General features: G+C 61.8%; 8 protein-coding genes, 2 tRNA genes and 1 pseudogene. 9 read left to right on the forward strand and 2 right to left on the reverse strand.

Features of this window, described 5'->3' with window-relative positions:
* Nucleotides 1-35: 35 nt before the first annotated feature.
* Nucleotides 36-109 (reverse strand) — tRNA-Leu (locus BW11_RS07775).
* A 238-nt stretch (nt 110-347) separates the two neighbouring features.
* On the opposite strand from BW11_RS07775, the gene BW11_RS07780 reads away from it, so the two are divergent.
* The 7 genes and pseudogenes from BW11_RS07780 to BW11_RS12055 all read left to right on the forward strand — a co-directional run.
* Entirely contained in the window at nt 348-953 is a 606-nt protein-coding gene (locus BW11_RS07780) for an NUDIX hydrolase (RefSeq protein ID WP_043167540.1), read from the forward strand.
* 165 nt (nt 954-1,118) lie between these two features.
* Nucleotides 1,119-1,907, forward strand: coding sequence for an ANTAR domain-containing response regulator (locus BW11_RS07785; protein ID WP_043167538.1), 789 nt, complete (start codon nt 1,119-1,121; stop codon nt 1,905-1,907).
* A gap of 34 nt (nt 1,908-1,941) precedes the next feature.
* Complete coding sequence (gene polA / locus BW11_RS07790) at nt 1,942-4,821, forward strand: DNA polymerase I (protein WP_181162533.1); 2,880 nt, start codon at nt 1,942-1,944, stop codon at nt 4,819-4,821.
* 68 nt (nt 4,822-4,889) lie between these two features.
* Nucleotides 4,890-5,873 carry a Nif3-like dinuclear metal center hexameric protein gene (locus tag BW11_RS07795; protein WP_140445100.1) on the forward strand — a complete coding sequence of 328 codons (984 nt, stop codon included), beginning with the start codon at nt 4,890-4,892 and terminating at the stop codon, nt 5,871-5,873.
* A gap of 1 nt (nt 5,874) precedes the next feature.
* Nucleotides 5,875-6,498, forward strand: coding sequence for an NUDIX hydrolase (locus BW11_RS07800; protein ID WP_140445099.1), 624 nt, complete (start codon nt 5,875-5,877; stop codon nt 6,496-6,498).
* A 93-nt stretch (nt 6,499-6,591) separates the two neighbouring features.
* Nucleotides 6,592-8,733 carry a glycogen debranching protein GlgX gene (gene glgX / locus BW11_RS07805; protein ID WP_140445098.1) on the forward strand — a complete coding sequence of 714 codons (2,142 nt, stop codon included), beginning with the start codon at nt 6,592-6,594 and terminating at the stop codon, nt 8,731-8,733.
* A gap of 300 nt (nt 8,734-9,033) precedes the next feature.
* Nucleotides 9,034-9,192, forward strand: a pseudogene (locus BW11_RS12055) (DUF4236 domain-containing protein); the annotation flags it as partial.
* A gap of 189 nt (nt 9,193-9,381) precedes the next feature.
* On the opposite strand, the gene BW11_RS11850 reads toward BW11_RS12055, so the two are convergent.
* Complete coding sequence (locus BW11_RS11850) at nt 9,382-9,909, reverse strand: hypothetical protein (protein WP_258184581.1); 528 nt, start codon at nt 9,907-9,909, stop codon at nt 9,382-9,384.
* 295 nt (nt 9,910-10,204) lie between these two features.
* On the opposite strand from BW11_RS11850, the gene BW11_RS07815 reads away from it, so the two are divergent.
* Nucleotides 10,205-10,292 (forward strand) — tRNA-Leu (locus BW11_RS07815).
* Nucleotides 10,293-10,727: 435 nt separating this feature from the next.
* Nucleotides 10,728-11,327, forward strand: a complete 600-nt coding sequence (locus BW11_RS07820) for a GNAT family N-acetyltransferase (RefSeq protein ID WP_258175628.1) — start codon at nt 10,728-10,730, stop codon at nt 11,325-11,327.
* Nucleotides 11,328-12,015: the final 688 nt, after the last annotated feature.

Consider the following 12,015-nt stretch of genomic DNA (forward strand, 5'->3'; position numbering starts at 1 on the left):
TGGGATTCCAACGACTCACAGCCCTTTGTCGAACGTGCCCTCGGTGGGACTCGAACCCACACTGCGCAGATTTTGAGGCTGCTTCCTCTACCAATTGGGATACGAGGGCGATCCCGTGCTTCGATCCGGACATCGACCGCATTCATAGACCGATGCCCAAAAGCACTCGTGACAATGTACCACAACTCTCCGACCGCGTTCGCGCGACATGCCGGCCGAAGCCACGGCGCTGCGGCACGGAGACGAGTGCGGCCGACAGCGTACTCCAGCGTGGCTCACGACGAATGAACATTCGCGATCTACAATGAATTTGGAACGTTTCTCATGGAAAGGACCGAGGAGGGACCATGAACAACGAGACCTATCGTCAATTCGACCCGTGGCGTCCCGCGCCGCTCAAGGAGGAGTCGCGGACTCAGGTGATGACCAGCCACTACTTCAACATCGACAGCGTGACGCTCGAATCGGCGCAGGCCGGCAGCATCAAGCGTACCGTCGTCCACGTGAACAACGGCGATTCCGTGTCGGTCGTCGCTCTGACCGAGGATGGCAGAATCCCTCTGGTGGAGCAGTATCGCATCCCGATCCACCGTTGGACCCTGGAGATCCCCGGCGGCCACGCCAACACTCCGGACGAGCGTCCGCTCGACGTCGCCAAGCGCAAACTGCGCGAGGAGGCCGGATACGAGGCCAAGTCGTTCCGTCAGGTGATGCGCTACGCCAACACTCCGGGCTTCACCACCCAGTACACGTCCCTGTACTACGCGACCGGACTGACCTCCGTACCGGATGATCGCACCCAGATCGGGCCGGAGACCCCGCGTTCCGAGGTTCGCCTCTACACGATCGACGAGGCGTACCAGATGGTCGTCAACGGCACCATCATGGATGTGAACTCGATCATCGCGATCCTGCGCATGCATTCGGGACTCTCCGAGATCGAGGGCGACTGACCACTGCGATGAACGGCAACCGACGCCGGCACCGCACCGGTATTGTGCCGATGCAGTGCCGATATTGCGTTGCGGGCACGTCGTCCGCGGCCAATCGCGGTTATGCGTTAAAATCACGAAGCATACAGAATTCAGCCAAACAACGCACGTAGGAAAGGGACTGGCATGGTTGCTAGGAAGACCGCTGATCAGGCTCCGCAGATGGAACCGGTACTCACCGAGGAGGAGCTCGAGGCCGTGGCTCGCGGCGAAACCGACATCAAGGAGACGGCGGCTCCCGAAGTGGATGAGAACCGCAAGCGCACCGTCGTCGTGGCCGAGGACGAGTCAGTCAATCGCATGGACCTCGTCGGCATGCTCGAGGACAACGGATACGAGGTCGTCGGCGAGGCCGCCAACGGTGAGGAGGCCGTCGAACTGACCCGTGCCAAGCGTCCGGACGTGGTGTGCATGGACGTCAAGATGCCGCGAATGGACGGCATCACCGCCGCAGGCATCATCTGCGACGAGAACATCGCCCCCGTGGTGATGCTCACCGCCTTCTCCCAGCCCGATCTGGTCAAGAAGTCCACCGGCGCCGGCGCGATGGCGTACGTCACCAAGCCGTACGAGGAGTCCAAGCTCATCCCGGCGCTCGAGGTCGCGATGGGCCGCTTCGCCGAGATCAACGATCTGCTCGACAACGTCGAGCGCAGCGAGAACAAGCTCAAGGAGACCAAGGAGGAGCTCGCCAAGGCGCAGGCCGATCTGCAGAAGGCCCAGGACACGCTTGAGGAGCGCAAGCTCGTCGATCGCGCCAAGGGTCTGCTCATGGACAAGGCTGACTTCTCCGAGCAGGGTGCGTTCCGCTGGATCCAGAAGACCTCGATGGATCAGCGCATCCCGAAGAAGCGTCTGGCCATGGCCATCATCGCGAAGTACGGCGATCCCAAGCCTGAGCGCGACGAGCACTGACGGTTCAGGCCCCGATAAGCCCCGATAAGGAATCATGGCGGATATCGAATCCACTGAGACCACCGAGACGCGCGGAACGCTACTGGTCGTTGACGGCCATTCCTTGGCGTTCCGCGCGTTCTTCGCTCTTCCGGTCGAAAACTTCTCCACAGCCTCCGGTCAGGCCACCAACGCCGTATGGGGATTCGCCTCGATGCTCTCCCAGGTCATCGAGTCCGAAAAGCCCGATCGCCTCGCCGTCGCCTTCGACGTCAAGGGCGGCACGTTCCGCAATACGCTGCTGCCGCAGTACAAGGGCACGCGTGACGCCGCCCCCGAGGAGCTGCTCACCCAGTTGCCGCTCATCCAGCGGATGCTCGCCGCACTGGGCGTCACCTATATCGAGAAGCCCGGCTACGAGGGCGATGACGTGATCGGCACGCTCGCCACGATGGGCGATCACGCCGGATACCACACGCTCGTCCTCTCCGGCGATCGTGACGCGTTCCAGTTGATCGACGATCGCGTCACCGTGCTGTACCCCGGGCACCATTTCAAGGATCTCAAGCACATGACCCCACAGGCCGTCGTCGCCAAATACAAGGTGACGCCGGCCCAGTACCCGGATCTGGCCGCATTGCGAGGCGAGACCGCCGACAACATCCCCGGGGTTCCCGGCGTCGGCGATGGCTTCGCGGCCAAATGGATCAACCTGTACGGCTCATTGGACGGCATCCGTGAGCACGCTGATGAGATCGGCGGCAAGAAGGGCGAGGCCCTGCGCGCCAACATCGATCAGGTGATGCTCAACCGCAAGGTCAACGCGCTGGTGCGCGATCTGGATCTCGGTGTCACCGTCGATGATCTGACCTTCGGAGATCCCGATGTCGACGAACTCGACGCGCTGTTCAAGCAGCTCGAGTTCGGACCGCGCACGAAGAACCGTGTATTGAAGGTCTTCGTCAGCGGCCGCTCCGTGCACGGTACGGACGGCAAACGGACCGGAACCGGAGCCGCCGGATCGGCGGGAGCGAAGGCCGAGGACGAGTCAGGCCTGACGATTCCCGAGGCCACGCATGCCGCAGGCGCCGAGGACATCGCGCTGTGGGAACGCGAGAACCTGCCGGCTGCGGAGGATGGCGCGAATGATGACGCCGACGCGAACAACGTGCCGAACCTGATCATCCACGCGGAAGGCGACGACCGTCCCGGACGCGTCTCGCTCGAGGCGGTCACGCTGCTCGCCGCGGACCGGAACACGGCCCTCGTCCTCGATGCGCCGTTCGACGCCGACATGGCCGCAGCGTTGGAAGGACTGCTTGATCGTCATCGTTCGAACCTCGCGGTGCACGGGTACAAGGAGCATCTGCATCTGCTGGCGGCGTACGGGGTCGACGTGCCCCAGCCGGCGTTCGACACCAAGCTCGCCGGATACCTGATCCGACCGGATTTCCACGCGGACGGTCTGGAACAGGCCGCCTCCCAGTTCCTCGACCTGCATCTGGACGAGGAGCAGCCCAAGGCCACGCAGGGCCTGCTCGACTTCGACGCGGAGCCGGACGGCTCCGCGGATTCCGGCGACGGCGAGTCGGACGAGAGGCGTAAGCAGGATGCGACGCTGCTGCGCCACGCCGCCATCGTCGCCGCGCTGACCCGTGAGCTCGGACCGAAGCTCGAGGCGTGCGAGCAGACGAAGCTGCTTTCCGCCATCGAACTGCCCGTCTCCCGTGTGCTGTTCGGCATGGAGAACGAGGGCGCGAAGCTCGACATGCGTCGTCTCGACGATCTGCGTGACATGTTCGCCGCCGAGGCGAATCAGGCGCAGGAGATCGCATGGGACAACGCCGGATCGCGCGTCAACCTGCAAAGCCCCAAGCAGCTCGCCAAGGTGCTGTTCGAGGACATGGGACTGAAACCCACCAAGCGCACCAAAAGCGGTTCGTACACGACCAACGCGGATGCGCTGCAGACCCTGTATGTGCGCAACGCGGACAACGATCGCGCCAGCGGATTCCTCGGAGCTTTGCTGCGCCATCGCGAGACCAACAAGCTTCGGCAGATCGTCGCCACGCTGATCGACGCGGTCAACCCGGCGGACGGGCGCATCCACACCACGTTCGAGCAGACGGTGGCCGCCACCGGACGCCTGAGCTCGGTCGACCCGAATCTGCAGAACATTCCGAACCGCAATGCGGCCGGACGCGAGATCAGATCCGCGTTCGTGCCCGGCGAGGGCTACGAATCGCTGATGAGCTGCGACTACTCTCAGGTCGAGCTGCGCATCATGGCACACCTGTCCGGAGACGAGGCGCTGATCGAGGCGTTCCGTTCCGGAGCCGACTTCCACCGCTACGTGGCCAGTCTCGTCTACCAGCTGCCCGTCGACGAGATCAGCGCCGACCAGCGCAGCCACGTGAAGGCGATGAGCTACGGACTCGCCTACGGGCTGAGCACCTATGGCCTGTCCCAGCAGCTCAAGATCAGCCCGGGGGAGGCCGAAGGACTCAAGGCCAAGTACTTCGCGACCTTCGGCAAGGTGCACGACTTCCTGGAATCGTGCGTCTCCGAGGCGCGCGAACGCGGCTACACGGAGACGATGTTCGGCCGCCGCCGCTACTTCCCGGCGTTGAACTCGGTCAACCGCGTCGCACGCGACGCCGCCGAACGCGCGGCGCTCAACGCGCCGATCCAGGGCACGGCCGCCGACATCATGAAGATCGCCATGATCCATGCCGATGAGGCGCTGCGCTCCGCGGGTCTGAACAGCAGGATCATCCTGCAGATCCACGACGAACTCGTCGTGGAGATCGCTCCCGGCGAGGCCGAACAGGCCACACGTCTCGTGCGCGAGGCGATGGAGGGTGCCGTGTCCCTCGATGTGCCGTTGGACGTCTCCACCGGCATCGGATCGGACTGGCAGCTCGCCGCGCACTGAGAGCCATCGACTCAGCGCTGACCCATACGGGGCCCGAGGAAGCCCGGATCAGATCAAGGGAGGACATCATGCCGAATCTCAAACAGGTCGTCGACGTACTTGAGAGCCTGTATCCGTTGCGATACGCCGAACAGTGGGATGAGCCGGGGCTCATCGTCGGGGATCCGGCCCGTCCGGTCACGCACATCGCCTTCGCCGCCGATCCGACCTCGGCGATCGTCGACGAGGCGATCGCACATGGCGCCGACCTGCTCATCACCCACCATCCGCTGTTCTTCCGGTCGGTGCATCAGGTGTCCGGACTCGGCTTCCGCGGCGCCATCGTGGATCGTCTCGCACGCGCCGGCTGTGCGCTGTGGGTCGGGCATACCAACGCCGATGCGGCGTATCGCGGCGTCGCCCAGGCTGCCGCAGACGGATTCGGGCTCGTCGACCAGTGCCCGCTGGTTCCCGTTGACGATCCCGCTTCGCCGCACGCCGTCGGTCTCGGACGTGTGGGACGTCTGGTCGAACCGGTCTCGTTCGAGGCGTTCGCCAGACGCGTGGTCGAGGCCCTGCCCATCGACACCGCGCTCGGCGTGCAGGCGTGCGGCGATCCGGACGCGCCGATCTCGACCGTAGCCGTGCTCCCCGGATCCGGCGACTCCCTGTTCGACGAGGTGCGCGCCGTCGGCGTCGACGTGTACGTGACCAGCGATCTTCGTCACCATCCCGTCACCGACGCCATCGAACAGGCCCGCTATGAGGCGTCGATGCGTGCCGCCGGCATCGTACTCGACAGGGGAGGGGAGCCGGGTGACGGACAGGTGCGCCCCCTCTTCGTCAACACCCCGCATTCGGCCATCGAATCGATGTGGTTCCGTTACGCCGTCGAGGACGTTCCCGCGGCCATCGAACGCGCCTTGGGGGAGCGGCCGGCCGTCGACTGGATCCGACGCAACACGGATCCGTGGACCTTCGCCATCCACTCGGGACGGATCGTCACGCCACGCACGTCGGCCGCGTCGGATGCGGATGCCGGCGACGGCAACGGCGACGCGAGGGAGGCCTGACATGGCGGCGGATGCACTGGACGCCAGCTCCGACGGCATCGACATGAACACGCCCGCGAGGGTGATCGACAGCCGCGAGGTGTACCGCGGCGCGATCTTCCACGTGGACGACATGACCATCGGACTGACCACCAACACGGGCGGTCTCGTACGTATCAGACGGCAGGTGCTCCGGCACGCGCCATGCGTGGTCATGCTCGTGCACGATACGACGACGGACCGGTACCTGATCGAACGCGAATACCGTGCCGGCAGTGACATCTTCGCCTACGGACTGCCCGCAGGACTCATGGACTCGGGCGAGGACGTGGAGACCGCGGCGCTGCGCGAACTCGCCGAGGAGACCGGCGTCGTGCCGACCTCCCGCGACGCACTGCGCATCGACCACGTCGGCGACTACTACTCGTCGGAGGGGATGACCGATGAACTCGCGCACATCATGGTCCTCCATCTCGACTCATGGACGCATCACGACACGCACTTCGACCCCGACGAGCACGTCGAATCCGCATGGGTGGGCTGGGACGACCTCCTGGCCACGCGCATCACCGCGTCCAATTCGATCATCGCCATCCAGCACGAGACGATACGACGGCTCCGGCACGAATCGAACCGTGTCTCCTGATCCCGCGTTCCACGCCGCTTCGTCCACGAAGAAACACCGACTGTTCATACAACAACACATTTTCATACGATTTGAGGTGCGATACTGGTGACTATGCAGATACGACCGGGTTTAACCTATCCGCTCGGCGCCAGCTACGACGGCGCCGGAGTCAACTTCGCATTGTTCTCTCAGGTTGCCGACAGCGTCGAGTTGTGTCTTTTCGACGACAACGACTATGAGACCCGCATCCAGATGACCGAGCAGAACTCGTACATCTGGCACAACTACATTCCCGGCCTCCAGCCGGGACAGCGCTACGGCTTCCGCGTGCACGGACCATACGACCCCAATCAGGGTCTGCGCTGCAATCCCTCCAAGCTCCTGCTCGACCCGTACGCCAAGGCCATCGAAGGCAACATCGACGGTGACGAGAGTCTCTTCTCCTACCGGTTCTCCTCGCCCGACAACCCCTACAACGTCAACCTGCTCGACTCCGCGGCGCACACGATGAAGTCCGTGGTCGTCAACCCCTACTTCGACTGGGGCAACGACCAGCACCCGCGCATCCCGTATCACGACTCCGTGATCTACGAAGCCCACGTGCGTGGTATGACCAACCTCAACAGGGACGTGCCTCCGGACATCCGAGGCACCTACGCGGGCCTCGCATACCCGACGGTCATCGAGTACTTGAAGAAGCTTGGCGTCACCGCCATCGAGCTCATGCCGATCCACCAGTTCGTCAACGACTCCTTCCTGCAGGAGAAGGGACTGTCCAACTACTGGGGATACAACACCATCGGCTTCTTCGCCCCGCACAACGCCTACTCGTCCGCAGGCGAGCGCGGCCAGCAGGTCAACGAGTTCAAGTCCATGGTCAAGGCCTACCATCAGGCCGGCATGGAGGTCATCCTCGACGTGGTGTACAACCACACCGCCGAAGGCAACCACATGGGTCCGACCCTGAGCTTCAAGGGCATCGACAACCGCTCCTACTACCGTCTGGTCGACAACGACCAGCAGCACTACTTCGACACCACCGGAACCGGCAACTCGCTGCTCATGCGTTCGCCGCACGCGCTGCAGCTCATCACCGACTCGCTGCGCTACTGGGTGTCCGAAATGCACGTCGACGGCTTCCGATTCGATCTTGCCGCGACGCTGGCCCGCCAGTTCCAGGAGGTTGACAAGCTCTCCGCGTTCTTCGACATCGTCGAGCAGGATCCGGTCATCAGCCGCGTCAAGCTCATCGCCGAACCGTGGGATCTGGGCTCCGGCGGCTATCAGGTGGGCGGCTTCCCGTCCAGCTGGTCCGAATGGAACGGCCGTTACCGCGACACCGTTCGCGATTTCTGGCGCTCGCAGCCGTCCACGCTGCCCGAGTTCGCGTCGCGCCTCATGGGCTCGTCCGACCTGTATCAGATGAACGGCCGCCGACCGGTCGCATCGGTCAACTTCATCACCGCGCACGACGGTTTCACGATGAACGATCTCGTGTCGTACAACGGGAAGCACAACGACGCCAACGGCGAAGGCAACCGCGACGGCGAGTCGAACAACCGCTCGTGGAACTGCGGCGTGGAGGGTCCCACCACCATCCCCGACGTCAACGAGCTGCGTCAGCGTCAGATCCGCAACATGTTCTCCACGCTGCTGGTCAGCCAGGGTATTCCGATGATCTGCGGCGGCGACGAGGTCGAGCGTACCCAGCAGGGCAACAACAACGCCTACTGCCAGGACAACGAGATCTCGTGGACCGACTGGGATCTGGATGAGACGCGCGAGGACATGTTCGAGTTCGTCTCCAAGCTCATCCACCTGCGTTTGAACCACCCAGTGCTGCACCGCCGTCGCTTCTTCACCGGTCGTGAGCCCGGCGAGGACATGGAGACGATCCCGCAGGTCGAATGGTTCGACCACACCGGCTCCATCATGGACATGGAGGACTGGCAGAACACGCACGCGTTCTCGATGATGGTGTACCTCAACGGTTCGGACATCCCCGAGTTGGACTACTACGGCAACCCGATGGTGGACAACAACTTCATCCTCATCTTCAACGCCCACTACGAGCCGATCCAGTTCACGCTGCCCGAGGAGCGCTACGGTCGCAAGTGGAAGCTGGTCGTCGACACGCACAACCCGAAGGGGCCGGTACTCAACTACGAGGCCGGGTTCACGATCACCGCGCAGTCACGCAGCTTCATGCTGCTGATGAGCGCCGAAAAGCCCGTCCAGCCGCGCAACTTCTGATCATACGGAAGGGTTTCCCGTGTCCGGCAATTGATTGATGGACAGGGAAGAGCCAGGACAACAGTCAAGGGGCGTCACGCATCAGTCGTGACGCCCCTTTCGTGTGTTAGGGAGCCACTGCTTGGCTGTCTTGTGTTGTTGCCGATTGAAACGCACCGTGGCGAGGACTCCGCGAATATTCTGTATGCTGGACGGGAAGAAATCGGCCAAACCCAAGCGGACAATGTCGCGGGCGATGACGCCTTGATCGATTACTAATGCTGGTTATGAGTCGGTTGATTAGGGAAGGAGATGAAGCTCATGGGATTCAGATTCCGCAAAAGCATATCGTTCGGCAAAGGAGTCCGAGTCAACCTCGGCAAGAGCGGCGTCACCAGTGTCACGTTCGGTAAACGCGGGGCACCGCATGTGACTGTGGGCAAAAACGGCGCAAGAGCTGGTGCGTCCTTACCGGGGACCGGCCTCAGCTATGAGACACGATTGGATCGGCCTGTGCGATCATCGAAGACGTCTCCCTCCCGTAGGGCGTCGGCGGGAATCAAGCCGAACGGAACCCGGGTCGAGAACATCAGTGAGACCGCCGCATATACGCAACCCGTCCCTGTGCAGCAGACGGACACTCGTGTGACTCACGCTGCCATCGTTTCGTCAACCGCGGCTTCGAATGCAGGTCAGGCGACGCCCACGCCGACGGGGAATGGCGGTGCCGGTGCCGGAAAAGGCCCCGGTGGCGGCGGCCGAAGAGCGCGCCGCTCCAAGAAAAGGAGATGGGGACGTCGGATACTCAAGGTGCTGGCGTTCATCGCGGTATTCATCATAGGGTTTGCTGTGGGGCAAACACCCGTGGATCCGACGGCTACATCGCAGTATCGAGATCTTCAGCAGCAGCTCATCAGCGAACAGTCGAAAAACGAGGGCATCCAATCGCAGCTTGATGATCTCACCAAGAGGGTAGGTGATCTCGATGCGTTGCAGAAGCAGCTTGACGAGCAGAAGAGCGAGCAGGAGAAGACCCAGCAGGATCTTGAGGAGAAACAATCCGAACTGGATGAGCGTGAGAAGAACATCGCGCAGCGAGAACAGGAGAAACAGCAGCGAGAGCAGGAGGCCATTCAGGCCGCGCAGCAACAGGCGCAACAGAAACAGGCCCAGTCTCAGCAGACGCAGCAGTCCCAATCATCTCAACAAGGCGGAAGTTCCACGTCGCAGCAATCCTCGGGAGGTGGAGTCCTTGTAGCCGTGTGCAAGGACGGAACAAGATCCCAATCCGCTCCCGGTGCTCCGAACTACCGTGGCATGTGTTCCGGTCATGGTGGCATTTCGCAGAGGCTTGGTCGTCAATGACCATGTCACTGCGCATACGGATGAAGAGGTCGTTGGTGGTGCGTGCCTACATGCGTTTCCTGCGACACGCGGGTTGACGATTCGTCAAACTGTAGTAGACTCTTCATCTGTTGTCTGATCGACACCTGCCCGGGTGGCGGAATGGTAGACGCGCTAGCTTGAGGTGCTAGTGCCTATTTTTAACGGGCGTACGGGTTCAAGTCCCGTCTCGGGCACGGATAACAATGATTGAGGCCTCGTGGAAACACGAGGCCTTTTCGTATTACCGCTTCAGTTTCGTTTGGGGAACCCCGATCATGTCGAAGGGCCGTGAGCCTCGGGGATTCGATGCCGAATCCGGTCGCAGCCGCGTTGAGCCCCGCGTACCCGGGGACTCAACATGAGTGTTCGCTTTGATCAGTTGCGTGATGCCGTTGTCTATCATGCAAGAGCTAGGATTCATGCATGGGCGAACGGAACATGTTCGCCGTGCTTCGTCGTCGGATCCTGCACCGCGACGAGGCCATACACCGCATCGAGCGGGCGGTGATTTACGGGCAATGGCCAACGGCACTCTGCGTCCTCAGACTGGAAAGGCGGCGGATTCCTGTCATATCCGGTTGCTGCGGCTAGTATGGGGGCTAATGATTCCGACGGTCCGGGAGGTCCGGATGAGCGAGATGATTGAAACCGCAAGACTGCTGCTGCGCCCGTGGAGAACCGATGACACGGCCGATGCCGACGCGCTGTTCCGGTATGCTTCCGATCCGGAGATCGGACTGCTGTGCGGCTGGCCTCCGCATACCAGTGTCGAGGGCAGCCTGAATGACATCGGAAACATTCTCGCCGTAGAGAACAACTGGGCCATCACCATCAGGGACAATGGCGTTGAGCCGGTTGGCAGCATCGCGCTCAAGACGGTCAGCCACTACATCATCGATCCGGTCGAGGCGGACGCCGGACTCAGAAAGCGCTACGGCAAGTACCTTGGCGGCAATGCGCTTGAGTTGGGCTACTGGATCGGTCGCCCATTCTGGGGCAACGGTTATATGCCCGAGGCGTTGAATGCGGTGCTCGGCTATGCGTTCGATGCGCTGCATAAGGACGCCGTGTGGGGTGGACACTATGCGGAGAACTCCCAGTCCGGTCGTGTGATGGACAAGTGCGGCATGAAACCGGTCTTCGAGTCGAAACACGACTATTTCAACCTCATCGACGCCTACCATGACGGTGTCTACCGTATCGTCATGGCGGACGAATGGAAATCTTGAACCTCCGCATGGACCTCTGAATGTACAAGTGCAGAGTAGGCCGATGCTCTCGTGCAGGAGATCAAGATGCGGTGGTGCATGAATCGGGGCAGTATCCGGATGCTCGCAGATATCAGGCGTTGGTCCTGACGATGGCGATGATGTCGCGGCTGAAGTCTGCGGTCATTGTTGCCGGATTGTTACTGCGGCGGCGTTCCGCACCGAACGACGAAACCTCAAATCCCAAGTGGGAGCAGGGCTTATGGTCGGGCCGGCGGGATTTGAACCCGCGACATCCTGTACCATCAGGGGGTTGTTTTGCAAAAATCAGCTGCTTTGGATGGGCTGAATATCGTTGGAATCAAGCCGTTTCTGAGTTTTGGTGTTCTTTGCTGGAACCAGTGGGTTTGGCTAATCCTGACGGTCACTGTTACTGAAATGTTACTGGGATTTGCTGCTTGGGAAGGCGACACGTTCGGCGTGTCGTGAGTGGTTGGATTGCAGTCCAGCAAGAACTGTTTCGTCGGTAGTTACTGGATTCCCGGCAGAAAGACCATGCTTCTGGATTCCATCAGAATTGCTTGCGTCGTAGAATCTTGAGATAGTTTTTACGGAAGTCGCGCCGGTCTTTGAACATCTTTCGGTCGGTAGCGGTCTCTTCGCCGGCGTTGAATTTCAACGCTGTCAGTTCGATGGTGCACATCAAATC

Origin of the sequence: Bifidobacterium sp. UTCIF-38, from assembly GCF_006454495.1 — a bacterium.
Classification (GTDB): domain Bacteria; phylum Actinomycetota; class Actinomycetes; order Actinomycetales; family Bifidobacteriaceae; genus Bifidobacterium; species Bifidobacterium callitrichos.